Origin of the sequence: Paraburkholderia fungorum, assembly GCF_046027215.1 — a bacterium.
In the GTDB taxonomy this organism is placed as follows: domain Bacteria; phylum Pseudomonadota; class Gammaproteobacteria; order Burkholderiales; family Burkholderiaceae; genus Paraburkholderia; species Paraburkholderia fungorum_D.
Window position 1 is genome coordinate 1,997,074 of record NZ_JAQQEN010000002.1, and the last position, 26,041, is coordinate 2,023,114.

A 26,041-nucleotide genomic window follows, 5' to 3' on the forward strand; every position below is an offset into this window, starting at 1 on the left:
CGCGTACCGTCGTCAGAAACGGTGCGTCATGCCCAGCACCGCAAGAATCTGCTTCGAACCGCTGGCGACGCCCGTGACGCCAGGCCAACTCATATTCGCGCTGCCGTTGTTCTTCAGATAGCCGGCCCGCATGTAAAGGCTCGTACGCTTTGACAGACTGTGGTCGACGCCGACTTCGATGCCCGGCGTGTTGTCGTGAACCCCGCGCACATCCCGTTCGATGCCGGCGATTTCGATCGTGTCCGCTGCCGTGGCCTGGATCGTCGCGCCCAGTTCCATGATGCTGTACGAGTGGACCAGCGAAGCAAGCGGCAGCTTGATCGCCGGCGTGATCGTGACCAGCGCGCCGGCGGGCGCATCTTTCGGCCGGTTATACGAATAGTTGAACTGGAAGTTCACGATGCCCAGCCGGTATGCCAGCGCGCCGGAAAAGTGCTCCGTTCCCATCAGGTCGAATGTCGTCAGCAGTGTCGGGGCAGTGGGCACCAGTGGCGCACTCTCCTGCGATCCGTGCTGATATTGGTAACCGACACCCGCGTAAAAACCATAGCCCGAATAATTCGCGGACAGGTCGAGCATCGCTCCCGATCGAACCGGCACGGGTTGCGTTACCGTGGAAGGCATCGCGTACATCGCGTAAAAGTGCGCACCTTTCAGGTCCGGCGACGTATAGACAATCGAATTGCTGGTTCGCCCGGACACGTACTGCGTGGCGAGCGTCGACCGGTCGGTTGCACCGGCGAGGTCGGCCGCTGCTAGTGGCGACATGACTTCGTTGCCGCGGAACGGGTCGGTGAAATAGACGGCCCAGAAGCTCGGCTGATACTGACGCCCGAAGGTCAGCGAGCCATAAGTATCGTGTTTCAATCCCACCCAGGTCTGCCGGTAGAACATCGCCGTACTGTCGGCAAAAAACGATCCGTTGTTAACGTTGAAGCCGTTTTCTACGTCGAATACCGCCTTCAGGCCATTGCCGAGATCTTCGGTTCCCTTCAGGCCGAACAGCGAACCGGTGGACCCGCCACTTCGTTCGGAAAACGAATGATTTCCGCCGTTATCCAGATACTGGATAAACGTGTCCGCTACCCCGTAAAGCGTCACGCTCGACTGCGCCGCCGCTCCCCCTGCGGCAAGAATCAACGTAGCCCCACAAATACTCCGACTCATGAAACGCATGCATGTCTCCCTTTTTGTGTTTGCCGCGTCCGACGGACACGGGTCAAGCAAACTCATGCAGATGTCCGCCGGGACGACGGTCGGCAACAACCTGACCCGTCTTTGCGAGGCCATATTGCAGGGACGTCCAGACAGATCACCTACCCAAACAGAGGGGGGACGGGAATACCCCGAGCGATGAAGCGGATGGCGACAGACAGCGACATCTCCCCCCCAACCTAGGGGGCGGCAGGCGTTCGCTGTTCAAATAGGCTCGGTGGTATCGATCACTCAGGGGCGGATGAATGATGACTTCCGCAAGCGAGATACTTATGTCTGCCATCCCAGCAAATCCTTCAGCACGGCAGCTCGTGCATACCCGCCGTGTCGAGTGCATGGGGTTCGCACGAAGCGACGGCCTGTTCGAGATCGAAGGCCGCATGCGCGATACGAAGGCCGACGATGCCGACCTGCTCTTCAAGACCGTGCCCGCCGGTTCGCCGATTCACGAAATGCGCATCATCGTCACGGTCGATTCGAAGCTCGTGATCCATCGCATCGAGGCTCATACCGACTCCGCACCGAGCCGCTTTTGCACGGAGATCAACGACGCTTATCGCAGCCTCGAGGGCTTGAGCATCGGCGCGGGCTTCATGAAGGAGGTCAAGAACCGGCTGAGCGGTCCGAAAGGCTGTACGCATCTGAGCGAGCTGCTCGGTCCCATCGCCACGACAGCCATCCAGACGCTGATGGGTTGGCGCAAGACCGCGACCCTGCAGGCGGAATCCGATGAAGGCGGAAAAGCCGTTCAGGCGCATCCGATGATCGACACCTGTCACGCATGGCGCGCGGGCGGCGACGTCGTGCAGTTCGTGTCGCGGCGTCAACACGCGATGCAGCAAAGCGAAGCGCATAGTGCCGAGACAAGCCAGCCGCCACACAAGGGATAGTCCGGGAAGACATCATCCCTGCCGCAGGTGAAAACGCTACCAGTGCTGCGCTACAATGTGACGATTATCATTTCGTCCTTTGGCCCACGCCGACGAGGCGCGAAGCTGGAGCGCGCAAGGCGCAGGTCACGATGTCGCAGAATTTCCCTCCCGTGGACCCTCGCCGCTCACCAGGCGGCGCCGCGGAATCCCGAGCCGATCCCCGATTGATTCCGCCGCGCACCACCGCCCGCATTGTCGCGCGCGAACGCCTTCTGGCCCAGTTACTCGACGCACGGCGCAACCGTTGCGTCGTGCTTCAAGGTCCCGCCGGCTGCGGCAAGACTAGCCTCCTGATCGCGTGGCGAGAGGCATTGCTTTCGCTCGGCTTCGATATCGCCTGGCTGACGCTCGCACCTGAAGACAACGAACTCACGCACTTTCTCGACTACCTCGTCGCGAGCCTCGCCCACGTCGACCCGGCGATGTGCCATGAAGCGGCCCTGCTAGGCGGTCGCGGCGTGGACGACGAAACGGTCGAACGCACGATCATCGCGCTCGTGCGCGGTATCGCTGCCCATTCGAACGACGTCGTGCTGGTGCTGGACGATCTGCATCACGTGGCCAATCCGCGCAATCACGAAGCATTGCAATGGCTGCTCGACTACGCGCCGGCGAATCTCCATCTCGTGTTGGTCTCGCGTGGCACCGTTCCGCTCTCGCTCGGGCGGCCGCGCGACCAGGGCCTCGTGCTGGAACTCGACATGCGCGACCTGCGCTTCACGGCCGCCGAGTCCGCGGCATTCCTCAAGGCCCAGTTGGGCGAGATCGGCCAGCGCGAAGCACGTCACATGCACGAACTGACCGACGGCTGGGTGGCGGGGCTGCAACTCTTCGCGATGCGTCTGAAACGCAAGAAGCAAAGCCCAACTGACCTCACGCCAGCCGACCCGCTCGATCACGCCCAACTTCTGGACGCCCGCGGGTTCGCCGAGTACTTCGAACGCGAAGTGCTGTCACGCCTTGCCCCGCCCGAAGTGGAACTGCTGATCCGGATGGCGTGCTGCACGCGGGTATGCGCGCCGTTGTGCATCGCATTGATCGGCGACGAGCAATCCCCCGCCGAAGTGCGCGCGTTGTTGACGAGACTGGAAAGCGACAACCTGTTCCTCGCCCCTATCGAGAGTTCGGGGAGCGAGTCGTGGTATCGGCTGAATCCGCTCTTTCGCGAGACGCTGCTTGAGCGTTTTCGCGCACGCAGCGAGCAGCATCAACGCGACGTGCATCTGGCCGCATGGACCTGGTTCCGCGATCACGACCAGCCCGACGACGCCGTGCGGCATGCGTTGCTCGCGGGCGAGGCGGCAGCGGCAGCCGACCTTGTGCTGCGCGTCGCCCGAACGATGCAGATCAGGGGCGACCTGCGCAAGCTGGTCGGACTGATCCGCCTGCTGCCGCTTGCCGAAGTGCAGGCTCGCATCGGCCTGCGGCTATGGATGGTGCATCTGCAACTGTATGCGCGCGAATTCGAGGCCTGTGCTGCGGCTATCGCGCGCCTTCAGGCCGACATCCCCGAAAACGACGTGTATTCGCAATATCGCCTCATCCTGTTGCGGGCGGCCTTGGCCGTGCAGCGCGACGACACCGACGACGCGGTGTCGGTGTTGCCGTACATGCAGCAAATTCCCGCCCACGCCGACAGCCTCGCAGTGGGTGGCCGCAACAACCTGCTGTCGTGGATTCACATGCGTCGCGGCGAATACGAGGAGGCACGACGCGTTCAGGACGACGCGCCGCAACTGCTCGTAGACGGCGCGCCGCTCATGGGCACCTCGGCAGGCGCCTTGAATGGGCGCTGCATTGCGGGTTTCAGCTATGCCCTGGAGGGCAAGTTCATCCAGGTCGAGCGCATCAGCCGCGACGTTCTGTTCGACGCCGATCAACGCGGCAGCGCCGCCGCCGAAGCCGCATGTTTTGCAGCCGCACTGCTCGGCGAAGTGCTGTACGAATTCAACGAACTGGACGCGGCCCGCAAACTTCTGGAAGACCGTATCGACGTGCTCGAACGCGTGTCCATTCCAGACTCCGTATTGCGTGTGCTGACCGTGCTGTCCGCGGCCCACTGGGTAGCGGGACATCGCCTCGATGCTTTCGCCTATCTCGAGCGCCTCGAAGAATACGCGACGCAATACGGCTTGCATCGGCTCGTCGCCCATAGCCTGGCCGAGCAGATTCATCGCCATCTGTTGAGCGGCCAGTTCGATGCGGCGGAAGCCGGCCTCGCCCGGCTCGACATGATCGCCACGCGGGTGGTGTCCACCCCGGCGGCTACCCTCGCGGGAACCGTCGCGGAAATCCACGCGATGGCGGAACGCTCGCATATCAACTGGTGTATCGCCCATGAGGATTTCGAGGGCGCCGCAAGCCGTCTTCACGCGCTGATTCCATTCTGCGAGGCCCGCGGCTGGCAACGCCACGTCGCGCATTTCCAGATACAGGCCGCCGTGGTCGATGCGCGGCGCGGCCGGACCGACGCCGCGCGCGAAGCCGTGCTCGCCGCGTTGCGCCGGGGCCACCGGCTAGGTCTCGTGCGTAGCCTGCTCGACGCCGATTCCGGCGCGCTGGATCTCATCGCCGCCGTGGTCCGAGGCGAGGCGCACGATCCGGTTTTATCCTTCTATGTCAGCCGGCTACAGGCCGCGCAGAAGACGACCCTGGCGAGCGGCGCAGTACGGGCCGCCCAACCCGCCAACCGGAGCGCACAACCTGCCGGCGCTGAGATGCTCAGCGAGCGCGAAGCCCGGGTGGTCGGCCTGCTTGCGCAAGCGTTGCCCAACAAGAAAATTGCCCGCACGCTCGGCATCTCGCCGGAAACCGTCAAGTGGCACCTGAAGAACATCTACGGCAAACTTGGTGTGACCAGCCGCGACGAGGCGGTTGCACGCGTGCGCGACCTCGAATTGGGCTCGGCGCCCGCGACCGGTGGCGAGGGCGGCTGACGCGCCCGCGTCATAGCGCGCCCCTGCGCCCCCCCTTCTCCGTTCTGATCCCCTGCGCCACCCACCTTGGGTGGTTCGCTTCCGGCCACGAGCCACTATCCTATAACTCAAGGGGTCACGCGCAGCCGCTTACGGCGGACGCACCTCATAAAACAAACGCCGGCGCGCACCATGGCGCGCGCTGAAGCTCAGGAGACAGGCGCAATGACGCTCATGGCTAGTGAATACACGGCAGCCCCCTACCGTCCCGCACGCTTTCCGGAACGGCGCCCGCTCGTCGAACGCCGCCCCGACGGCACGCTGATGCTGAGTTCCGCCAGCCCGCCCCCCGACATCGCACAGAACGGCTTCGCCGCTTTCATCCCCGAATGGGCCGAGCGCCGCGGCGACAGCCCGGCATTCTGCGAGCGGGATGAAAACGGCGCGTGGCGCTCGATCAGCTGGCGCGAACTCTGGCGCCAACTGCAGACCGTCGCAGCCGGCTTGCTGGAAATGGGCCTCGGCCCACAGCGCCCACTCGTCCTGCTCTCGGGCAATTCAATTGAACAAGCTGTTGTGCTGCTGGCGGCCGAGTACGTCGGCATTCCTGCCGCGCCGGTGTCGCCGGCCTATTCGACGCTCAGCAAAAACTTCGCCCGTCTGAAAGGCGTGCTCGAGCTGGTGCCGCCTGCGGCCGTGTTCGTGCAGGATGCGACGCAGTTCGAACGCGCGCTCGCGATTCCCGAACTGGAGGCCATGCCCGTCATCGCCGTACGCAATGTCCAACCCGCACAGCGTGCATGGGCCGACGTGCTTACTGCCGACATGACGCCGGCAAGCGTCGCCGCGGTGGCTGCCGCACACGCGGCCATTCGCCATGACGACACCGCCCGCATCCTCTTCACCTCGGGTTCGACCGGAACGCCGAAGGGCGTACCGCTCACCTACAGCAATTTCAAGGCGGTCGCCGCCTACTACGCCGACAATCTGGGCTGGCTGCGGGAATCCCAGCCGGTGTTTCTCGACTGGCTGCCGTGGCACCACGGCCTCGGTGGCGTCCTGAACATCGGGCGCTCGATTCAATTCGGCGCGACTCACTATATCGACGACGGTCGCCCGCTGCCCGGCATGATCGAGCGCACGGTACGCAACCTGCGTGAAGTCTCGCCCACCATCTTCACCAGCGTCCCTTCCGCGTGGGCCGTGCTCGCTGGCGAACTCGAGCGCGATCCCGTGCTTGCCCGCAGCCTGTTCGCCAACGTGGAGTACTTCGGCTACGGCGGAGCAAGCCTGCCGACGGACGTGTGGCATCGCATCCAGCGCGTGGCGGTGGATACGATCGGCAAACGCATCGTCTTCTCGACGGGCCTCGCCTGCACCGAGACGAGCGGCATGGGCACCTACTGCGGCTGGCCGAGCCCCGATCTCGGCAACATCGGCGGACCCGTACCCGGCTCGGAAGTGAAGCTCCTGCCGCTCGAAGGCGGCGACGGCCGCTACGAAATCCGCATGCGTGGCGCCAATGTGTTTGCCGGCTATATCGGCAACCCGACACTCACCGCCGCCGCATTCGACGACGAGGGTTACTTCCGGCTGGGCGACGCCGTGCGCCTCGCGAATCCGGACGATCCGGGCCAAGGCCTGCTGTTCGCCGGCCGGGTCGTCGAGGACTTCAAGATGACGAACGGCACGTGGGTGCGAACCGGCGCGGTGCGGCTCAGCTTGCTCGACCTGTGCGCCCCGCTGATCTCCGATGCCGTGATCTGCGGCCATGATCGCGAATTTCTTGCCGCCCTCGCGTGGCCGAATGTGGCCGCCTGCCGGCGCCTCGCGCCCGAACTCGCCGAGCTCGATGCGGCTGCGCTGGTCGAGCATCCGCTCGTCGTTGCCGCGCTGCGCGAACGCCTTGCCCGGCACACTGGCAGCGGCGCGAGCCTGACCGTCGAGCGTCTGATGCTGATGGCCGAACCGCCTTCGATCGACGCCAACGAGATCGCTGAAAAAGGTTACGTCAACCAGGCGGTGACCCGCGCGCGCCGCGTCCATCTGATCGAGCAGCTTTACCACACCGAACCTGCCGCGCACATCGCCTTCGCGCGATAACGCCATTCACGGATGCACGCCGCATCCATTTTCAGGAACTTAGTTATGCAAATTACACGCACCGTTTTTCGTGACGATCATGAAATGCTACGCACCACGGTGCGTCGCTTCCTCGAGCGGGAGTGCACGCCCAAACAGGCCGAGTGGGACAAAGCCGGCCGTGTCGACCGCGAGACGTGGCTCAAGGCAGGCCGCGAAGGTTTGTTGTGCCTCACGCTGCCGACGGAATACGGCGGTGGCGGCGGCGACTTCGGTCACGCAGCGATCCTCAACGAGGAAGTGAATCGTGCCGGCTTGAGTGGTCTCGGCTTTGGCGTGCACTCGGACATCATCGCCCCGTACATTGCTCGCATCGGCAATGAAGAGCAAAAGCAGAAATGGCTGCCGAAGACTTGTACCGGCGAATCCATTCTCGCCATCGGCATGACCGAGCCCGGCACCGGCAGCGATCTGAAGGCGATACGAACCACGGCCCTGCGCGATGGTGACGAGTACGTCATCAACGGCAGCAAGACCTTCATCAGCAACGGCCTGAACGCCGACCTGATCGTCCTGGTCTGCAAGACCGATCCCAGCGCCGGCTCGAAAGGCGTCAGCCTGATCGTCGTCGAGGCGACCCGTGAGGGATTCCGCCGGGGCCGCAAGCTTGAAAAAGTCGGCATGCACTCGCAGGACACGGCCGAGCTGTTCTTCGACAACGTGCGCGTACCGGTGAGCAATCGTCTCGGGGAAGAGGGCAAGGGCTTCGCTTACCTGATGGGCGAACTGCCGCAGGAGCGGCTCTCGATTGCGATCGGCGCCGCCGCAAAACTCGAAGCCTGTCTCGAGCACACGATCAACTACGTCAAGGACCGCCGGGCTTTCAACCAGACCGTGTGGGACTTCCAGAACACGAAGTTCAAGCTGGCCGATATCAAGGCGCAGGCAACCGCCGTGCGTGTGCTGGTCGACCACTACCTCGCCGAGCACGTGCGCCGGCGTCTCACGCTGGAAGAAGCGGCGATCGCCAAGCTGTTCGCCACCGAATCGCTCGGCAAGGCGCTCGACGACATGGTGCAGTTGCACGGCGGCTACGGCTACATGCTGGAGTACCCCGTGGCCCGCGCGTTTGCCGATGCGCGCGTCAACCGTATCTATGGCGGCACGAGCGAGGTCATGCGCGACCTCATCTCCCGCAAGCTGTAATTCGAACATCCCATACCAAGGAGCAATGATATGACTCGTAACGTCTTCGTCGCCGGCGTCGGCATGATTCCGTTCAAAAAGCCCGGCACCAGCGATCCCTACGACGTGATGGGCGCGGGCGCCGTGCGCGAGGCGCTGGCTGACGCCGGCATCGATTACGCGGACGTGCAGCAGGCCTACGCCGGCTATGTGTATGGCGACTCGACCTGCGGTCAGAAAGCGCTTTACCACGTGGGCATGACCGGCATTCCCGTCATCAACGTCAACAACAACTGCGCGACGGGTTCGTCGGCGTTGTTCCTCGCGCGTCAGGCGGTGCAAAGCGGCGCGGTGGATTGCGCGCTCGCGGTGGGCTTCGAATTCATGCAGCCCGGCGCCCTGTCGTCGAAGTGGAGCGACCGTGAGCCGGCGCTCGAACGCGCGCTGAGCCTCGTCAATGAACTGGTGGATCGCACCGATCTGCCGAGCGCGATTCGCCAGTTCAGCGGCGCCGGCCGTGCTCACATGCAAAAGTACGGCACCAGGCTCGAAACGTTCGCGAAGATTCGTGCGAAGGCGAGCCAGCACGCCGCGCGCAATCCGCTGGCCGTGTTCCGCACCGTCGTGACGCCGGAAGAAGTGCTGGCCTCGCCGATGATCTGGGAAGGCGTGCTCACGCGCCTGATGGCCTGCCCGCCGACGTGTGGCGCGGCAGCGGCAATCGTGGTGTCGGAAGAGTTCGCGCGCAAACGCGGCTTGCGCACCAATGTACTGATCGCCGGCCAGTCCCTGACCACCGACCTGCCGAGCACATACGACACGCGCGACATGATCCGCGTGGTCGGCTTCGACATGACACGCTCGGGCGCGAAACTCGCGTATGAGCAAGCCGGCGTCGGCCCGGAAGACATCGACGTGATCGAACTGCACGACTGCTTCGCGCAGAACGAACTGCTGACCTACGAAGGCCTTGGTCTGTGCGATGAAGGCGGAGCGGAAAAACTCGTCAACGACGGCGACAACACCTATGGCGGCAAGTGGGTGGTCAATCCGTCGGGCGGCCTGCTCTCGAAGGGGCATCCGCTGGGCGCAACCGGCCTCGCGCAATGCTACGAACTGACGCATCAGCTGCGCGGCACGGCCGATCAACGCCAGGTCGAAGGCGCGAAGGTCGCGCTGGCGCACAACCTGGGTCTCGGTGGTGCGTGCGTGACGACCATCTACAAGGCAGCGTAATGCGCCGCTTTTGACGGAGTGTTCGACATGATCGATAAAAAGCACATTGGCAAGGTGATCCCGAGTTTTCGCACCGTGGCCGAAGCGGGCCGGTTGCGCTTTTTCGCCAAGGCGACCGGCGAAACCAACCCGGTCTACTTCGACGAATCGGCCGCGCGCGACGCGGGCCATCCTAATCTTCCGCTGCCGCCCACTTTCCTGTTCTCACTGGAACTGGAGCAGCCGGACAAAAGCTGGCGCGACGAGATCGGCATTCAGGTCGCGCGCATCCTGCACGGCGAACAGTCGTTCACCTATCACCGGATGGCCTACGCCGGCGACGTTCTGCTGTTCGAATGCCGGATCGCCGACATCTACGACAAGAAAGGTGGCGCACTCGATTTCGTGGTGCGCGAGACACGCGTGACCAACCAGAATGGCGAGCACGTGGCCGACATGCGCAGCGTGCTGGTACACCGCAACGGTTGAGGAGAGACACGAATGAGCACATTGTTCGACGACGTCAAGGTAGGCGACACGCTGCCGCCGCTGACGCTCGCGCCCATCGACCGCACGACGCTGGCGCTCTTTGCCGGCGCTTCGGGCGATCACAACGCAGTCCACATCGACCTCGACTTCGCGCGCCGCAGTGGCATGCCCGACGTATTCGCGCACGGCATGCTGTCGATGGCATACCTGGCGCGTTTGCTGAACTGCTGGGTGGACCAGCGCCAACTGCGGCAATTTGGCGTGCGCTTTGTCGGCATCACGCATCTTGGACACCGGATCACGTGCAGGGGCCGCGTAGTTGAAAAGTTCGAGGCCGATGGCGAGCGCCGCGTGAAAGTGGAAATCCAGACGGCCAATCAATATGGCGAGCCGCGCGTCCTTGGCGACGCCGTGATCGCCCTGTAATTCGCATCAATCAAGGAGACAAAAACATGGGAAAGCTTGACGGTAAGGTGGCGCTCGTCACCGGTTCGGGTCGCGGCATCGGCCGCGCGATCGCCGAGAAACTGGCGAGCGAAGGCGCGCGCCTCGTGATCAACGACCTCGACGCCGACCCGGCGCACGAAACGGTCGAAGTGCTGAAGAAAATGGGCGTGGAAGCCGTGGCGTGCCCGGGCAACGTGAGCGCGCCGGACTTCGCCGACCGCTTCGTCAACACGGCGATGAGCACGTTCAAAAGCATCGACATCATCGTCAACAATGCCGGCTACACGTGGGACGACGTCGTCCAGAAGATGACCGACGAGCAGTGGTACGCGATCATCGACTGCCACATGACGGCGCCGTTCCGTATCCTGCGCGCGGCTTACCCGCACATCAAGGCACTGCATGCCGCCGACAAGGAAGCCGGTCGCGACGTGTATCGCAAGATCGTCAACATCTCGTCGACGTCCGCGCTCAATGGTAATGCCGGGCAGATGAACTACTCGTCGGCCAAGGCCGGTGTGATCGGCATGACGCGTGCGCTCTCCCGCGAGTGGGGGCGCTTTAACGTCAACGTCAATTGCGTGGCGTTCGGTCTGATCCACACGCGCATGACCTCGGCTGATGCGAAGGCAGGGGCGACGGTCAAGATCGCAGGCCGGGATATCCGCGTCGGCCTGAATCCCGAATTGCTCAAGTCGCATGCCCAGCGCAATCCGCTCGGTCGCGGCGGCACGCCGGAAGAAGCGGCAGGCGGTGTCTACCTGTTCTGCTCGCCCGAGTCGAACTACATCACTGGCCAGACCATCGCGGTCGCGGGCAATCTGCAGTAATCCAAGGGGTCCGGCCGAACGCCGGACTTTTTTTGCCACCGGCATGCGTCGAAACATTCGACACATGCCGGTTTTTTTACCCGCTATCCGCTGGCCCCATCGACATGCAAAAGGGGCATCGCTGCGCGATGCAGCGATGCCCCTCACCCTCACCTGCCCCGCCGACGAATCTCAGATCGCGTTCACCAGCTCCGGCACCGCGGCAAACAGATCCGCTTCAAGGCCGTAATCCGCAATACTGAAGATCGGCGCCTCCGGGTCCTTGTTAATTGCGACGATCACCTTCGAGTCCTTCATCCCGGCCAGATGCTGAATCGCGCCCGAGATGCCACATGCCACATACAGTTGCGGCGCAACGATCTTGCCCGTCTGACCCACCTGCCAGTCGTTCGGCGCAAAGCCCGCATCGACGGCCGCCCGGCTCGCGCCGAGCGCGGCGCCGAGTTTGTCGGCGAGCGGTGTGAGGACCTCGTCGAATTTCTCGCTGCTGCCAAGCGCACGGCCGCCGCTTACGACGATCTGCGCGTCGCCGAGTTCTGGCCGATCGCTCTTTGCCACCACGCGCTCGACGAAGGTGGACAGACCGCTATCCGCTACCGCATCGACCGTTTCAATCTGTGCTGCGCCGCCTTCGGCCGCGACGGCATCGAATCCCGTCACACGCACGGTGAGCACCTTCACCGGGTCGCTGCTTTGCACTGTCACCAGCGCATTGCCCGCGTAGATCGGTCGCTCAAAGGTATCCGCGCCCAGTACCCGAACGATCTCGGAGACCTGCGCTACGTCGAGCAGTGCCGCAACGCGCGGCGCCACGTTCTTGCCCGCGCTGGTGGCGGGAAACAGGATGTGCCCGTAACTCGCTGCGAGCGCCACCACCTGCGCCGCGACATTTTCCGCCAGACCGTTGGCGAGATGCGGCGCGTCCGCATGCAGCACACGCGAGACGCCGTTGATCGCCGCGGCCGCTTTTGCCGCCACAGCGGCGTCGTTCCCTGCCACCAGCACGTGAACCTCAGCGCCGCATTGCAGCGCGGCCGCTACCGTGTTCAGCGTAGCTGTCCTGATCGAAACGTGGTCGTGCTCAGCCACCACCAGCACTTGATTTGATGCAGTCATATCGATTCCCTTAGATGACCTTGGCTTCATTCTTGAGTTTCGCAACCAGCGCCGCCACATCGGGCACCTTCACGCCGCCGCTGCGTTTGGGCGGTTCAACCGTTTTGAGCGTCGTCAGACGCGGGGCGACGTCGACACCCAGTTGCTCCGGCGTCACGGTGTCCAGCGGCTTCTTCTTCGCCTTCATAATGTTGGGCAGTGTTGCGTAGCGCGGCTCGTTCAGGCGCAGGTCGGTCGTCACAACCGCGGGCAGCGCAAGCTGGAGCGTCTCCAGGCCGCCGTCGATTTCGCGCGTGACGGTCGCGCCGCTTTCTGAGAACTCGACTTGGCTCGCGAAAGTCGCCTGCGACAGACCTGCGAGCGCCGCCAGCATCTGCCCTGTCTGGTTGCAGTCGTTATCGATGGCCTGCTTGCCGAGAATAATCAGCTGCGGCTGCTCCTTGTCGACCAGCGCCTTCAGCAGTTTGGCGACGGCAAGCGGCTGCAACTCGGCGTCGGTTTCGACCAGAATGCCGCGATCCGCGCCGATTGCCATCGCCGTGCGCAAGGTTTCCTGGCAGGCGCTCGCGCCGCACGAAACCGCGATCACTTCGCTTACGATGCCCTTTTCTCTCAGACGCACCGCCTCTTCGACGGCGATCTCATCGAACGGATTGATGCTCATCTTGACGTTGGCGAGATCGACGCCCGAGCCATCCGACTTCACGCGTACTTTGACGTTGAAGTCCACTACGCGTTTGACCGCGACTAATGCTTTCATTTGTTGTCTCCAGAAAGGCTTTCTCTTTTAACGACGCTTACGCTTCGGGCTGATAGCCAAGCCCGTGCTCGCGCAAGCGTGCAACAGCGGCTTCGTCGAAGCCCCAATCGCGCAACGCGGCAAGGCCGTGTTCGCCGCGCTGCGGCGCGCGCTTCGCAATCGTCGACGGCGTCGCGGAAAAACGCGGCGCGGGGGCCGGCTGGACCACACCGCCAACCTCGACAAAACTGCCGCGCGCACGATGCTGTGGATGCGCGGGCGCCTCGGAAAAGCTCAGCACCGGCGCGACGCATGCGTCGCTGCCTTCGAACACCGCGCACCACTCGTCGCGCGTGCGCGTGAGAAAGGCTGCGGTAAAGCGTTCGCGCAGCACAGGCCAGCCGCTGCGATCGTGTTGCGCCGGCAAGCCCGCATCAGTGAGACCGAGCTTCGACAGGAGCTCCGCGTAAAAGCGCGATTCGACGGCGCCGACCGCCATGTACCCGCCGTCTTTCGTGCGGTAGCTGTCGTACCAAGGCGTACCACCGTCCAGCAGATTGCTGGCGCGCTCTTCCCGCCAGTTGCCTGAAGCGAGCAGCCCCCAGATCACCGAGCCGAGTTGCGCCGCACCCTCGATCATCGCGGCATCCACCACCTGTCCTTCGCCGCCACGCTGCACATTGAACAACGCAGCCACGACACCCAATGCGAGCAACATGCCGCCACCACCGTAGTCGCCCACGAGGTTCAGCGGCGGCACCGGCGGACCATCAGCGCGGCCGATGCCCGACAACACGCCGGACAGCGCGATGTAGTTCAGATCGTGACCCGCCCGCTCCGCGAGCGGACCCGTTTGCCCCCAGCCGGTCATGCGCCCGTACACGAGACGCGGGTTGCGCGCCAGTGCGGCTTGCGGCCCGAGACCAAGGCGCTCCATGGTGCCCGGGCGAAAGCCTTCGATCACTACGTCGGCGCGCGACATCAGATCCAGCGCAGCTTCGACGGCCTCGGGCTGCTTCAGATCGAGCGTGACCGAGCGACGGCCGCGCCCCGTGACGTCCACACGCTTGCCATTCGTCTTCGGCCCCAGATCTTGCGGCGCAATCGGCCGGTCAATGCGTAGTACGTCCGCGCCCATGTCGGCCAGCAGCATGGCGCCGAATGGCCCAGGACCGATCGCCTCGAATTCCAGTACGCGAATACCGCTCAGAACACCCATCGTCCCTCCACTTTCCGTTTTGCATGACGGCGCGCGGCGCGCACCGCTGTTAGTCGGCACCGAACATTGAGCCGGAATTGCCTAAGTGGAAGTAAGCCAGAACACGCGCAAAAGCGGACCACCCTGGCCGGGTAGCGAGATGGGTCAATTGACGCGCAGGCGTAATGGGAGACAGGTTACAGAATCGACCCACACCTGAGCGTGTGATGGTTTACGCGAGATTCGACGGGTACTCGACCGCCGCGGAAGCATCGGTTGCGGAACGCTTCAGCCACAACGCCACCGCCTGAATCAACATCGGCGCCGCCAGCAGCGTGAACACCGTGCTCACGTCGAGATTGAATTTCAGCATCAAGCCGCCTGCAGCCGGGCCCAACATGCCGCCGAACCGGCCCATGCCGGTCATCCACGACACGCCGGTTGCGCGGCCGCTGGTTGGATAGAACGACGCAGCCAAAGCCGCCATCGACATCACCGCCCCATTCACGCACACGCCGGCAGCAAACGTACAGACCGCGAGAAGCATGAGGTTGCCCTGTTGCTCGCCGAGTAGCCAGAGGGTCAGCGCACCACCGGCAACGGCAATCGCCACCACGCCGTTCTTCTCGAACCGGCCCATCAACCACCCCAGGCAAAGGGTGCCTGCCACGCCGCCTAGCGAGAACAGGCTGGTAATGAAGGAGGCCTGACTGGTGGTAATGCCGCTGCCCCGAAGCAACAACGGCATCCAGCCGTTCAACAGGTAAAACACAAACGCAGCACAGAAGTAAGCGCACCACAGCATCAGCGTACCGAAGCGGAAACCGCGCGACAGAATCACCGATACGCCCCGCTTTTGCTGAGTTTCCACGTCTTCTGAAATCACGAAGTGAGCACCATCGAAGGACGTATCGGGGGCGATACGTCGCATCACGGCTGCCACCCGTTCAGACGGCCAGCCTCGCGACACCATGAATCGAAGCGGCTCGGGCAGCACAAATATCGACACGACGGCGAGGACAAGCGGCACCACGCCGCCGATGACAAAAATGCTCTCCCAGCCAAACGCGGGGATCAGGGCCGCCGCCACCAGGCCACACGCCGCCGCGCCCAGCATGACGCCGCAATTCACAAAGTTGACGAGAAGCGGACCACGGCGAGTGGGCGTGTATTCGTACACAATCGTGAGCGCCACCGGCATCGCCGCCCCCAACCCCACGCCGGTAATAAAGCGCAGTCCCGCGAGTACGGTCATGCTGCCGGCAAACGCAGTCAGGAAGCTCCCTATTGCGGAGGTCATCATCATGATGATCAACACCCGCTTCGGGCTGCTCCAGTCTGAAACGGCGCCGCCGAGCAGCGCGCCGGCCGTCATTCCCAGCACGCCGGCACTCATCGCGCCGCCCAGTTGTGCTTTCGCAATATGCCATTCGCCAATGAGCGACGGCGCCGCATAGCCGATTGCGGCAATGTCATACGCATCGACCGTGAGAATCAGAAAACACAATGCGATGACGAGCCATTGATATGGCGAGAAGCGTCGGTCGTCGATGAACCGCTTTACGTCTATTGTCTGTGATGCTAAAGGCATGCCCGTCTCCTGATCTTATCGGGCCGTAAGATTCACGGCGTTATGAAAATAGCTTCATTCATGCATGCGGAACCACTGAGTTGCCCAACCTCTTTCGACTGATCTTCGTCACTTCAAACAGGCCATTTCATTCCGCCTGGAAAGTGTGCCCTGCGCGGGCCCGGTGGCGAAGTGGGTTAATTGACGGCGCGTGACCTGCCCGCCCAATACGGTGCGCGGATTTCGCGCTTCAGAATCTTGCCGGCAGCCGACAACGGCAGTTGCTCGCGAAACTCGACCGTCTTCGGGCATTTGTAGCCGGCGATAAACTGGCGGCAATGTTCGCGAATGTCGTCTTCGCCGACGGTCGCGCCCGGCTTGCGCACGACGACGGCGTGCACGGCTTCGCCCTATGTGTCGTGCGGAATACCGATCACCGCGCACGCGGCGACCGCGGGATGACGAACGATCACGCTCTCCACTTCGGCGGAGTAAACGTTCTCGCCACCGCTGACGATCATGTCCTTGATGCGGTCCACGATGTACAGGTAGCCCTGCGCGTCCATATAGGCGCCGTCGCCGGTATGCAGCCAACCGTCGCGGACGGCCTGTGCGGTGTCCTCGGGCTTCTTCCAGTAACCCGCCATGACGTTCGGCCCACGCACCACGATCTCGCCGACCGTGCCGCGCGGAACCTCGTTGCCGCCCTGGGTCAAATACATGCTTGTCTCCCTGGCTGTGTATGAACATTAAAGAGCGCCGCGGGCCGCGCCGGACCTCGCACGCGTTGGTGAAACGCGTGCTTCAGGCCACTTGCGCCGAACTGCAGTACGCGTCCACGTCGACCACACGCCGAGCGAACGCGCGTGCTGCGTGCGCCGCATCGCTCATCAACCGCTCGACGATCTGTGCGGCCGGAACAATCGCATCCGCGAAACCACCCGCCGGGCCGAGCGAGACGATGCCGGCTTCGACATCGCCGTCCTGATAGACGCGTTGCCGCGTCCGAGACGACAGGATCAGATCGCCGAAGTCGCTGTGCTGGCTAGCACCCGTGGCTTCGAGCCGCTGAACCTCGCGCGCGGCCTTGTTGTCCAGCACGCGCCAGGTGTCGCCGAGCGACGCGAGGATCGCTGTCGAGCAATGCGCGTCGGCGGCGACGATGCGCTGCTTCAACGCGTCGTGTGCAACGATTTCCGCGGCCACCATGAAGCGGCTGCCCATCACCACGCCATCGGCGCCGAGCGCGAGGGCGGCGGCAATCTGACGTCCATTACCGATACCGCCACCGATCACGAGCGGAATACGAATCTGCTCGAGGGCGTAAGCGCCGTTCACAAAGGCGGACAGCTGATTGGCACCGGGATGTCCGCCTTCCTCAAGGCCGACCAGTGCAACCGCATCCACACCGAGGCGTTGCGCGCTCAATGCGTGGCGCACACTCGGGCATTTGTGAATCAGCAAGCCGCCGCCCTGTTGAATCGGCTCGACCAGTTGCTCGGGCGAGGCGCCCGCGCTTTCGAAGTGACGCACACCTTCTTCGAGCGCGATCCTGATCCAGCCGGCGACATCGCGATTCAGTTCGGCGCGGCGCGACAAAGTCAGATTCACGCCGAAGGGCCGGCCATCAGTCAGTGTCCGGCAGCGGCGCAAATCGCTGCGCAACGCATCCGCACTGCTAAACGAACGCGCGGTGATAAAGCCCATCGCACCGGCATTCACAACGGCCGCGACGATGCCTGACTCACCGAGGTGATGCATGCCGCCGAGCAGGATCGGATGCCGGATGCCGAAGCAATCAGTAATGCGGGTGCGAAAGCTTTGCATGATCACTACCTCACGAGAGCCATTGCGCGCGCCGCGGCATCGCGCGGCACGCGATTTGCGACAGCTCTATCCATTGAACGACGGTGACCGTTTCTCGACGAACGCGGCGACCGCTTCCCGATGATCAGCCGTCTGATGCGAGAGCGCCTGATAAGCCGCCGACATTTCCAGCAGCGTATCCAGACGGCAATGCATGCCTTCGCGCAACAGTCGCTTCGCAAGACGCACTGCGTGGGGCGGATTGGCGGCAATCGAGCGCGCGAGACCCTGCGCGGTCGTGAGCAGCGCATCGTGCGGCACGACGCGGGACACCAGATTCCATTCGAGCGCCTGGTGCGCATCGATCATCTGGCCGGTGAAGGTCAACTCGGCGGCGCGCGACAGACCGACAATGCGCGGCAGCAGCCACGCGCCGCCGTCGCCGGGAATGATGCCCAGCTTGACGAAGCTCTCGGCGAATTTCGCGAGCTCGGACGCGATGCGGATGTCGCACATGCAGGCGAGATCGAGCCCTGCGCCGATCGCCGCGCCGTTCACGGCGGCGATAACCGGCACCTCCAGATTGAACAGCGCCAGCGGCAACTGCTGAATGCCGCGCCGGTAGTCCTGGCGAATCTCCATGCCGGGCACGCCGCCCGACGCATGCCGTTCCATGTCGTGGATATTGCCGCCCGACGAGAACGCCGTGCCGGCGCCCGTCAGGATCACGGCCCGCACGGAACGGTCGGCCTCGATCCGTGCGATCGCCGCCAGGAACTCCTGCACCGCCGTGTTGCCGGTGAGTGGATTGCGCCGCTCGGGTTCGTTCATCGTCAGCGTGACGATGTGCCCGTCCTGTTCGTAGTTCAGAAATTGGTTCATAGGATGTCTAAGCGTCTCCGCTGCTGTAAGGGTCTGCCGCCGGTGCCAGCGAGGCGCACACAGACGGGCTGTCAACCATTCGTTCGTTCACGCGGCCACGCGGTATGGAGCGGTTCGCGCGAAGTCCGCGATCGTGGTCTGCTGTTGCGTCAGGACTGCGTTCCCCACCATGCGATTCCAGAATGCCTCCGAGCCATCCGCCATGCGCCATTCGTGCAGCCTGCGGGTATAAAGCTGGAGATCGTATTCGGCGGTGACACCGATTGCGCCATGCAACGCATGCGCGGTCGACGCCACCAGCGGCACCGCCATGCTCGTGCGCGCTTTGGCGATGGCGGTCGCGAGCCGCTCAGGTACGGCGCCCGCGCCGGAGAATGCCAGCTCGGACGCGATGCCCGCCGACGCCACGTGCTGGGCCATCACGCTCAACTGATGCTGCACGGCCTGGAATTTGCCAATCGACTTGCCGAATTGCGAGCGATCGTTGCAGTACTGCAGCGTCATGGCGAACACGCGATCCATCGCGCCGGCGATGGCGGCCGCATGAATCGCCGCGCTGAACAGCAGCACCTCCGCGCCGTTCGAGCCGAGCGCGGCGGGTACAGCCTCAGGACGCCAGCTGAGCGCGCCGGTCAAGCTGCCGTGCACGCCGCATCGCTTGCGCTCGGCTCGCGCTGCGTCGAGCAACAGCAGATCTCCGTCGACATTGGCCAGCACGTGATCGCTGGTCATGCCGAACGGCACCAGCGGCGCCTCCAGAGAGCCGTCCTCGCGACGGCGGCAGGCGCCGGCGAGCGTCGTCAGCCCGGCAGGCGCAGCGACGCCCGTGTCGCGCAATAGCGCGCGCGCCGCGATACTCTGCGCGAGCGGCACAGGTACCGCGTAGCGTCCAATGGCGGTAAAAATCGGCGCAATCGCCGGCAGCGACAATCCGGCGCCGCCCGCGCTTTCCGGCGTCAGCAACTCCAGAAATCCGGCCTCCTCCACTTCGTTCCAGATGGACGCGGGCGCGCCGTCGTTCTCGATCGCGCGGATCGCTTCGGGTGTCGCGCGGTCGCGCAAGATAGCTTCGATGGCTTCGGTGAACATGCTGGTGTCTTTCCTGGTCCGGATGGGTTAGCGCAAACCAAGTCCGCGCGCGATCATGCCGCGCAGCACTTCGCGCGTGCCGCCGCGCAGCGAGAAGGTGGGCGAGATCTGGCTGAGGTAGGCCACCGTGCGATACAACTCGGGATCGATGGTTTGGGCGGGGTCCGCGCTGATCGCGGCTTCCAGTTGCGCGGGAATGGCCTGTTCGAACTCGGTGCCGATGTCCTTGACGAGCGCTGCCTCGACCACCGGGCTTTCGCCTTGCGCGAGCCTCGCCGTCACCGCAATCGACAGGCAGCGCAATGTGGCCAGTTGCGTCGCGAAGGAGCCGAGCAAGGCGAGTTCGGCGTCGTTGGCGCCGCGGCGGCGCAGTTGCGCGCTCCAGCAGTCAAGCAGCACGACGCTCGAATAGAGCCGTTCGGGGCCGCTGCGTTCGAAGGCGAGTTCGGCCGTCACCTGCTGCCAGCCTGCGCCTTGATCGCCGATCAACGCGTCGTCGGCGAGGAATACGTCGTCGAAAGTCACTTCGGAGAAGTGGGCGTCGCCAGTGAGATCCTCGATTGGCCGCACGTTGACGCCGGGCAGCGACAGATCGACGATGAATTGCGACAGACCCTTCTGCCTGTCTTCCGGCACGCCGGACGAACGCACCAGCGCGATCATGTACTGGCATTGCTGCGCATTGGTCGTCCAGATCTTGCGTCCGGTCAGACGCCAGCCGCCGTCGCAGCGCACCGCGCGCGTGCGCACGCTCGCGAGGTCGGAACCCGAGTCAGGCTCGCTCATGCCGATGCAGAAGAACGCGCTCGCGGCACAGATGCGCGGCAGGTAGAAGTCCTTTTGCGCCTCAGTGCCATAGCGCAGAATCAGCGGACCGCTTTGACGGTCGGCGATCCAGTGTGCGGCGACCGGCGCGCCCGCCGCCAACAGTTCCTCGACCAGCACGAAGCGGCGGAACGCGTCCATGCCAGCGCCGCCGTAACTCGCCGGCAACGTCAGCCCGATCCAGCCGCGCGCCGCGAGGCGTCGGCTGAAGTCCGCGTCGAAGCCCATCCACGACCGCGCCCGAACGTCGGCTGCCGCTGGCGGGAGGTGTTCGTCGAGAAAATGCTTCACGTCCGCACGAAAGGCTTCTGCCTCGGCGGGCAGCGCCGTCAGGTGGAAAGCATCCAACAGGTTGTTCACGTCTCACTCCAGATTTTTTGTAGTCGCCGCACCGCTGCGGGCTATGAAGCCGCGCGCTCCGCCCGCGCGCCATAGCGCTCACGCAATCCCTGCTTGTACAGCTTGCCGGTAGGCAGCCGCGGCATCGTGTCGATGAACTCGATCGAGCGCGGCACCATGTAGCGCGCCACCCGTGTGCGCAGATAAGCCAGGAGTTGTTCCGCAAGCGCGTCCGATGGCGCGATGCCGGGCGTCAGTTCGACAATCGCTTTGACCTGCTCGCCCATCTCGGCATCGGGCACGCCGATCACCGCCGCATCCTGCACATCAGGATGCACGGCTAGCGCGTCTTCAATCGCTTGCGGATAGATGTTGACGCCGCCCGAGATGATCATGAACGCCTTGCGATCGGTCAGATACAGATAGCCGTCGCTGTCGACATGACCGATGTCGCCGACAGCGGTCCACGCCGGATGGCGGGGATGTTGCGCGGCGCGTGTCTTGTCGGGATCGTTGTGATAGTGGAACGGCAACGCGTCGCGTTCGAAATAGACGGACCCGGTTTCGCCCACCGGCAACTCATTGCCTTCGTCGTCGCAGATATGAATGACGCCGAGCAACGCGCGGCCGACAGAACCCGGATGCGCGAGCCACTCCTCGGTGTTGAGCGTGGTCACGCCGTTGCCTTCGGTCGACGAGTAATACTCTTCGATGATCGGCCCCCACCAGTCGATCATCTGCCGCTTGATCTCCTGCGGGCACGGTGCGGCTGCATGGATCGCCACCCGATGGCTCGACAGGTCGACAGCATTGCGCACTTCAGGGTCGAGCTTGAGCATGCGGATCAGCATGGTCGGCACCCACTGGCTATGCGTGACGCGATAGCGTTCGATCGCGCGCAGCGCGTCGAGCGGGTCGAACTTCTCCATGAACACCACCGTGCCACCGCCGAACTGCGTCTCCAGCCCATAGCCGAGCGGCGCGGTGTGATAGAGCGGCGCCGGCGACAGGTACACGGTTTGCGCGTCGAAGCCATAACGCTCGAACTGTGGGCGGCGCGCGGAGCCGGAACCTTCGGTTACTCGCCCTTGGGGCTGCGCGCGAATGATGCCCTTGGGACGGCCAGTTGTGCCCGAGCTGTAAATCATCGTGGCGCCCAGCCATTCGTCGGCAAGACGGGTCGCGGGGTATTGACCGGTGAGCGCTTCGTAGCTCTCCCAGCCGGGGATGATGCCGTCCACCATCAGCCGCAAACGGCACGTCGGCATCATGCCGGTCAGTTCGCTCGCGAGCTCACGCATTGCATACGAACTGACCACCACTTGCGCATGGCTATCTTCGATAATGAAGGCCGCTTCCGGCGCCGTCAGAAACCGGTTGACCGGTGTGATCATCAGGCCCGAACGCAGCGCCGCCCAACACACCTCGAAGCAGCGTATGTTGTTCTCGAGCACCATCGCGATATGGTCGCCGCGCCGCAGCCCCGCCTCATACAGACATTGTGCGAAGCGATTGGAACGCTCGTCGAGTTCGCGATAGGTCAGGACGTCGCCGCTCGTGCTGTTGATCGCGGCGGCCTTGTCCGGTGTCAATGCGGCGTGGTCGCCGAGGTACTTCGGGGTTCCGCTCATGCTCACTCTCCTGCAATGCAACACGGTTGGAGCGCTTACGCCACCGCCGCCGGAATCTCACCGGAGGTCAACGCATTTGGCGCGGCCTCTTCCACCAGCCCCGGGATCAGCGCACCGAGTTCGGCTGCGTCCCAGCGGCCGTCCTTTTCGATGCGCGGGCCGGCACGCCAGCCTTCGGCAACCGTGATACGGCCGCCGCGCACGCCGAATACACGGCCGGTAATGCCACTTGACGCATTGCTGCCAAGCCATGCCACCAGCGGCGCGACGTTACCGGCGTCGAGCGGATCGAAGCCCGGTGCGGCGCCAGCGGTGAATTCGTCGCGCCGCGCCGCGAAGACGTCCTCGGTCAGGCGGCTCATCGCGGTCGGATAAATCGCGTTCACGGTCACACCGTAGCGCTCAAGCTCACGGGCGGCAATCACCGACATGGCCGCGATGCCCGCTTTCGCCGCACCATAGTTGGCCTGGCCCGGGTTGCAATACAGCCCCGACGACGAGCTGGTGTTGATGAGCCGCGCGACCCGCTGGCGACCCGCTTTGGCCTCATCGCGCCAGTACGCGGCGGCGTGGCGCGACGGCGCAAAGGTGCCGCGCATGTGCACGCGAATCACCGAGTCCCAGTCTTCCTCGCTCATGTTGGCGAGCGTGCGATCGCGCAGAATGCCTGCGTTATTGACCAGCACGTCGAGTCCGCCGAACACGGAAATCGCCGTGTCGATCATGTTTTTCGCGCCGGCCCAGTCGGCCACGTCGTCGAAGTTCGCGACAGCCTGGCCGCCGAGCGCTTCGATTTCGGCGACCACGTCAAGCGCGGGGCCGCTCGCCGACCCGGAACCATCGCCCTTGCCGCCAAGATCGTTGACCACGACTTTCGCGCCCTGGCGCGCGAACTCCAACGCGTATTCGCGTCCGAGGCCTCGTCCGGCGCCGGTGACGACAACAACGCGATTTTTACAAAGCTGCTCCATGGGGAATCCTCAGTACTCTTTCAGGTAGGCTGACGCGGGGCACGACGTGCCACCCCGTCTGTATTCGCGGGTTCAGTGCTTGCCGTACAGCGTCACCACGCACGCGCCGCCCAGGCCGAGGTTGTGTTGAAGCGCGAGCCTCGCGCCCTGCACCTGGCGCTGATCGGCGGTGCCGCGCAGCTGGTTGGTCAGCTCATAACATTGCGCCAGGCCCGTCGCACCCAACGGATGTCCCTTGGAAAGCAGGCCGCCCGACGGATTGACCACCACCTTCCCGCCATACGTGTTGTCGCCGTCGCTGACGAACTTCTCGGCGCCGCCCTCCGGACAGAACCCGAGCGATTCGTAGCAGATGACTTCGTTGTGCGCGAAACAGTCGTGCAGTTCGCACACGTCGATGTCTTCCGGTCCAATGCCTGCTTTCTCGTAGACCTTGTTCGCGGCCGAGCGCGTCATGTGCGTGCCCACGTAATTGAGCATCGACGGCGGATCGAACGAAGCGGGCGGATCCGTGGTCAACGCCTGCGCCACGATCTGCACATCCGTGCGCAAGTTGTGCTTCTTCGCAAACTTCTCGGAGACGAGGATCGCCGCGGCGCCGCCGCAAGTCGGCGGACAGGCCATCAGACGTGTCATCACACCGGGCATCAGCACCGTGTCGTTCATCACGTCTTCGGTCGTCACCTGTTTGCGAAACAGGGCCAGCGGATTGTTCGCCGCGTGGCGGCTCGCCTTGGCGCGTACCGCCGCGAAGGTTTCCATGCGCGTACCGTAGCGCTGCATGTGTTCGCGGCCCGCACCGCCGAATGTACGCAGCGCCTGTGGAAGGTGTGCGAGGTCGGCGGTGAGACCATGCATGATCGGCACGAAGCGTGCGCGCGTCACCGGGCGGTCGTCCCAGTGCGACTTCAGCGCGCCGGCCTGCATCTGCTCGAAACCGAGTGCCAGCACGCAGTCGGCGTCACCGGTGGCGATCGCCTGGCGCGCGAGATAGAGCGCGGTCGACCCCGTCGAGCAATTGTTGTTGACGTTGACGATGGGGATGCCCGTCATGCCCACTTCGTACAGCGCGGTTTGACCGCACGTGGAGTCCCCGTAGACATAACCGGCGAACGCCTGCTGCACGAGATCGTAGGCAATGCCCGCATCGGCCAGCGCGCGGCGGGTCGCTTCGGCGCCCATTTCGGTGTAGCTCTGGCTAGCCCCGGGTTTGGCGAACTGGATCATCCCGACGCCCGCCACCAGTACTTTTTCGCTCATGATGCTTCCTCAAAAGTTAGGGAGACTTACAGCTTGCGCGAGATCAGATCGCGCAGCACCTCGCTGGTCCCGCCGAAGATGCGTGTCACCCGCATATCGGCAAACGCGCGAGCAATCGGATACTCCAGCATGTAGCCGTAACCGCCATGCAGCTGGACCATTTCGTCGATGCACTTCCACATCGCTTCGGTCGCGAACAGCTTCGCGATGGCCGCCTCCTGCAGCGTGAGCTTGCGCTCCATATGCTCGCGGATGTAGTAGTCGACGAGCGTGCGGACCGCGACGGCCTGGGCCTTCACATCGGCGAGCTTGAATTTGGTGTTCTGGAAATCCCACACGGTTTGATTGAACGCACGGCGGTCCTTCACATACTGCAGCGTCAGTTCGAGTTGCCGCTCCAGCTTCGCTGCGCAATACACCGCAATGATCAGGCGCTCCTGCGGCAGTTCTTCCATCAGGTGGATGAAGCCGCCGTTCTCGTTGCCGATCAGGTTGCTTGCCGGCACCCGTACGTTGTCGAAGAAGAGTTCGGCGGTATCGGCCGCAGCCTGGCCCACTTTCTCCAGCTTGCGGCCCCGGCGAAAGCCCGCGCGGTCAGTCTCGACCATGATGAGACTGACGCCCTTCGCGCCCGCCGACGGGTCCGTCTTGCAGACCACCACCACCATGTCGCAGTTCAGGCCGTTCGAGATGAAGGTCTTGCTGCCGTTGATGACGTAGTCGTCGCCGTCGCGTACCGCGGTAGTGCGGATGGATTTCAGATCGGAACCCGTGCCGGGTTCGGTCATCGCGATGGCGAGAATCTTCTCGCCACGGCAGATCGGCGGCAACCAGTTGCGTTTCTGTTCTTCCGTGCCGAGGCGCACGATGTAGGGCGCGGTGATATCGGAGTGCACGGAATAGCTGAAGCCCGAGACACCGGCACGATGCAACTCTTCCGCGACGATCGCCGAATGACCGAAATCGCCACCGCCGCCGCCGTATTCCTCGGGGACGGTCACACATAGCAGGCCTTCCCGGCCGGCCTTCAGCCAGGTCTCACGATCGACGCAGCCGGCCTCGTCCCACTGCGCCTGACGCGGCAGACACTCGCGCTCGAAGAAACGCCGCGCGGTTTCGCGCAGCATCTCGTGGTCCTCGCGATAGACATTACGCTTGACTTCCACCTCACGCTCCTCGTCGATTGATTGCGTTGGCAGCGCTTGATGGACAACCCGCGCGCTGTTTTCATGAGGCTATTCTGCGCGGCGACGGCAAAAAAAAGCCTACCCCGGTGGAGTAGGCTGCACAGCAAATTCGTGGGTA

The 26,041-nt window shown here is 63.9% G+C and carries 21 protein-coding genes and 1 pseudogene; 8 read left to right on the top strand and 14 right to left on the bottom strand.

Going from position 1 to position 26,041, the window contains the following annotated elements; all coding sequences use genetic code 11:
* Positions 1 to 12 precede the first annotated feature (12 nt).
* Positions 13 to 1,176, bottom strand: coding sequence for a porin (locus PQR27_RS29500; protein WP_408527114.1), 1,164 nt, complete (start codon positions 1,174 to 1,176; stop codon positions 13 to 15).
* Between the two features lie 311 nt (positions 1,177 to 1,487).
* Here PQR27_RS29500 and PQR27_RS29505 point away from each other — a divergent pair, with 311 nt between their 5' ends.
* The 8 genes from PQR27_RS29505 to PQR27_RS29540 all read left to right on the top strand — a co-directional run bounded on the left by PQR27_RS29505 (position 1,488) and on the right by PQR27_RS29540 (position 11,310).
* A complete protein-coding gene (locus PQR27_RS29505) occupies positions 1,488 to 2,105 on the top strand; it encodes a DUF2889 domain-containing protein (protein WP_408527115.1) in 618 nt (205 codons plus the stop codon).
* Between the two features lie 131 nt (positions 2,106 to 2,236).
* Positions 2,237 to 5,083: a winged helix-turn-helix domain-containing protein gene (locus PQR27_RS29510; RefSeq protein WP_408527116.1), complete on the top strand. Its 2,847-nt coding sequence runs from the start codon at positions 2,237 to 2,239 to the stop codon at positions 5,081 to 5,083.
* A gap of 204 nt (positions 5,084 to 5,287) precedes the next feature.
* Entirely contained in the window at positions 5,288 to 7,165 is a 1,878-nt protein-coding gene (locus PQR27_RS29515; RefSeq protein WP_408527117.1) for a feruloyl-CoA synthase, read from the top strand.
* A gap of 45 nt (positions 7,166 to 7,210) precedes the next feature.
* Positions 7,211 to 8,350: an acyl-CoA dehydrogenase family protein gene (locus PQR27_RS29520; RefSeq protein ID WP_408527118.1), complete on the top strand. Its 1,140-nt coding sequence runs from the start codon at positions 7,211 to 7,213 to the stop codon at positions 8,348 to 8,350.
* Between the two features lie 30 nt (positions 8,351 to 8,380).
* Positions 8,381 to 9,565, top strand: a complete 1,185-nt coding sequence (locus PQR27_RS29525) for a lipid-transfer protein (protein ID WP_408527119.1) — start codon at positions 8,381 to 8,383, stop codon at positions 9,563 to 9,565.
* 27 nt (positions 9,566 to 9,592) lie between these two features.
* The gene (locus PQR27_RS29530; RefSeq protein WP_408527120.1) at positions 9,593 to 10,033 is read left to right on the top strand and encodes a MaoC family dehydratase N-terminal domain-containing protein; all 441 of its coding nucleotides are present in this window, start codon (positions 9,593 to 9,595) and stop codon (positions 10,031 to 10,033) included.
* A gap of 12 nt (positions 10,034 to 10,045) precedes the next feature.
* On the top strand, positions 10,046 to 10,459 hold the full coding sequence (locus tag PQR27_RS29535; RefSeq protein WP_408527121.1) for a MaoC family dehydratase: 414 nt from the start codon (positions 10,046 to 10,048) through the stop codon (positions 10,457 to 10,459).
* A 26-nt stretch (positions 10,460 to 10,485) separates the two neighbouring features.
* Complete coding sequence (locus PQR27_RS29540; protein ID WP_408527122.1) at positions 10,486 to 11,310, top strand: SDR family NAD(P)-dependent oxidoreductase; 825 nt, start codon at positions 10,486 to 10,488, stop codon at positions 11,308 to 11,310.
* Between the two features lie 171 nt (positions 11,311 to 11,481).
* Here PQR27_RS29540 and PQR27_RS29545 read toward each other — a convergent pair whose 3' ends face one another.
* From PQR27_RS29545 to PQR27_RS29605, 13 genes and pseudogenes are all read right to left on the bottom strand, one after another.
* Positions 11,482 to 12,426: an electron transfer flavoprotein subunit alpha/FixB family protein gene (locus PQR27_RS29545; protein ID WP_408527123.1), complete on the bottom strand. Its 945-nt coding sequence runs from the start codon at positions 12,424 to 12,426 to the stop codon at positions 11,482 to 11,484.
* 10 nt (positions 12,427 to 12,436) lie between these two features.
* Positions 12,437 to 13,186, bottom strand: a complete 750-nt coding sequence (locus PQR27_RS29550) for an electron transfer flavoprotein subunit beta/FixA family protein (RefSeq protein WP_408527124.1) — start codon at positions 13,184 to 13,186, stop codon at positions 12,437 to 12,439.
* Between the two features lie 37 nt (positions 13,187 to 13,223).
* Positions 13,224 to 14,384 (bottom strand): CaiB/BaiF CoA transferase family protein, encoded by a 1,161-nt coding sequence (locus tag PQR27_RS29555; RefSeq protein ID WP_408527125.1) that lies wholly within the window; start codon positions 14,382 to 14,384, stop codon positions 13,224 to 13,226.
* Positions 14,385 to 14,595: 211 nt separating this feature from the next.
* The gene (locus PQR27_RS29560; protein ID WP_408527126.1) at positions 14,596 to 15,954 is read right to left on the bottom strand and encodes an MFS transporter; all 1,359 of its coding nucleotides are present in this window, start codon (positions 15,952 to 15,954) and stop codon (positions 14,596 to 14,598) included.
* Positions 15,955 to 16,130: 176 nt separating this feature from the next.
* Positions 16,131 to 16,637: pseudogene (locus PQR27_RS29565) on the bottom strand (class I adenylate-forming enzyme family protein); the annotation flags it as partial.
* Between the two features lie 100 nt (positions 16,638 to 16,737).
* Positions 16,738 to 17,760: an NAD(P)H-dependent flavin oxidoreductase gene (locus PQR27_RS29570; RefSeq protein ID WP_408527127.1), complete on the bottom strand. Its 1,023-nt coding sequence runs from the start codon at positions 17,758 to 17,760 to the stop codon at positions 16,738 to 16,740.
* Positions 17,761 to 17,826: 66 nt separating this feature from the next.
* The gene (locus PQR27_RS29575) at positions 17,827 to 18,621 is read right to left on the bottom strand and encodes a crotonase/enoyl-CoA hydratase family protein (protein WP_408527128.1); all 795 of its coding nucleotides are present in this window, start codon (positions 18,619 to 18,621) and stop codon (positions 17,827 to 17,829) included.
* Positions 18,622 to 18,708: 87 nt separating this feature from the next.
* Positions 18,709 to 19,710, bottom strand: a complete 1,002-nt coding sequence (locus tag PQR27_RS29580) for an acyl-CoA dehydrogenase family protein (protein WP_408527129.1) — start codon at positions 19,708 to 19,710, stop codon at positions 18,709 to 18,711.
* Between the two features lie 27 nt (positions 19,711 to 19,737).
* Positions 19,738 to 20,895: an acyl-CoA dehydrogenase family protein gene (locus PQR27_RS29585; protein WP_408527130.1), complete on the bottom strand. Its 1,158-nt coding sequence runs from the start codon at positions 20,893 to 20,895 to the stop codon at positions 19,738 to 19,740.
* 41 nt (positions 20,896 to 20,936) lie between these two features.
* Positions 20,937 to 22,505: an acyl-CoA synthetase gene (locus tag PQR27_RS29590; protein ID WP_408527131.1), complete on the bottom strand. Its 1,569-nt coding sequence runs from the start codon at positions 22,503 to 22,505 to the stop codon at positions 20,937 to 20,939.
* A gap of 35 nt (positions 22,506 to 22,540) precedes the next feature.
* Positions 22,541 to 23,476, bottom strand: a complete 936-nt coding sequence (locus PQR27_RS29595; RefSeq protein WP_408527132.1) for an SDR family oxidoreductase — start codon at positions 23,474 to 23,476, stop codon at positions 22,541 to 22,543.
* Positions 23,477 to 23,548: 72 nt separating this feature from the next.
* On the bottom strand, positions 23,549 to 24,736 hold the full coding sequence (locus PQR27_RS29600; protein ID WP_408527133.1) for a lipid-transfer protein: 1,188 nt from the start codon (positions 24,734 to 24,736) through the stop codon (positions 23,549 to 23,551).
* A 26-nt stretch (positions 24,737 to 24,762) separates the two neighbouring features.
* Complete coding sequence (locus tag PQR27_RS29605; RefSeq protein ID WP_091808985.1) at positions 24,763 to 25,902, bottom strand: acyl-CoA dehydrogenase family protein; 1,140 nt, start codon at positions 25,900 to 25,902, stop codon at positions 24,763 to 24,765.
* Between the last annotated feature and the right edge of the window lie 139 nt (positions 25,903 to 26,041).

Excerpts from the sequence above, each read along its gene's own strand:
- PQR27_RS29500 (WP_408527114.1), bottom strand. The coding sequence starts at position 1,176 with ATGCGTTTCATGAGTCGGAGTATTTGTGGGGCTACGTTGATTCTTGCC.
- PQR27_RS29505 (WP_408527115.1), top strand. The coding sequence starts at position 1,488 with ATGTCTGCCATCCCAGCAAATCCTTCAGCACGGCAGCTCGTGCATACC.
- PQR27_RS29510 (WP_408527116.1), top strand. The coding sequence starts at position 2,237 with ATGTCGCAGAATTTCCCTCCCGTGGACCCTCGCCGCTCACCAGGCGGC.
- PQR27_RS29515 (WP_408527117.1), top strand. The coding sequence starts at position 5,288 with ATGACGCTCATGGCTAGTGAATACACGGCAGCCCCCTACCGTCCCGCA.
- PQR27_RS29520 (WP_408527118.1), top strand. The coding sequence starts at position 7,211 with ATGCAAATTACACGCACCGTTTTTCGTGACGATCATGAAATGCTACGC.
- PQR27_RS29525 (WP_408527119.1), top strand. The coding sequence starts at position 8,381 with ATGACTCGTAACGTCTTCGTCGCCGGCGTCGGCATGATTCCGTTCAAA.
- PQR27_RS29530 (WP_408527120.1), top strand. The coding sequence starts at position 9,593 with ATGATCGATAAAAAGCACATTGGCAAGGTGATCCCGAGTTTTCGCACC.
- PQR27_RS29535 (WP_408527121.1), top strand. The coding sequence starts at position 10,046 with ATGAGCACATTGTTCGACGACGTCAAGGTAGGCGACACGCTGCCGCCG.
- PQR27_RS29540 (WP_408527122.1), top strand. The coding sequence starts at position 10,486 with ATGGGAAAGCTTGACGGTAAGGTGGCGCTCGTCACCGGTTCGGGTCGC.
- PQR27_RS29545 (WP_408527123.1), bottom strand. The coding sequence starts at position 12,426 with ATGACTGCATCAAATCAAGTGCTGGTGGTGGCTGAGCACGACCACGTT.
- PQR27_RS29550 (WP_408527124.1), bottom strand. The coding sequence starts at position 13,186 with ATGAAAGCATTAGTCGCGGTCAAACGCGTAGTGGACTTCAACGTCAAA.
- PQR27_RS29555 (WP_408527125.1), bottom strand. The coding sequence starts at position 14,384 with ATGGGTGTTCTGAGCGGTATTCGCGTACTGGAATTCGAGGCGATCGGT.
- PQR27_RS29560 (WP_408527126.1), bottom strand. The coding sequence starts at position 15,954 with ATGCCTTTAGCATCACAGACAATAGACGTAAAGCGGTTCATCGACGAC.
- PQR27_RS29570 (WP_408527127.1), bottom strand. The coding sequence starts at position 17,760 with ATGCAAAGCTTTCGCACCCGCATTACTGATTGCTTCGGCATCCGGCAT.
- PQR27_RS29575 (WP_408527128.1), bottom strand. The coding sequence starts at position 18,621 with ATGAACCAATTTCTGAACTACGAACAGGACGGGCACATCGTCACGCTG.
- PQR27_RS29580 (WP_408527129.1), bottom strand. The coding sequence starts at position 19,710 with ATGTTCACCGAAGCCATCGAAGCTATCTTGCGCGACCGCGCGACACCC.
- PQR27_RS29590 (WP_408527131.1), bottom strand. The coding sequence starts at position 22,505 with ATGAGCGGAACCCCGAAGTACCTCGGCGACCACGCCGCATTGACACCG.
- PQR27_RS29595 (WP_408527132.1), bottom strand. The coding sequence starts at position 23,476 with ATGGAGCAGCTTTGTAAAAATCGCGTTGTTGTCGTCACCGGCGCCGGA.
- PQR27_RS29600 (WP_408527133.1), bottom strand. The coding sequence starts at position 24,736 with ATGAGCGAAAAAGTACTGGTGGCGGGCGTCGGGATGATCCAGTTCGCC.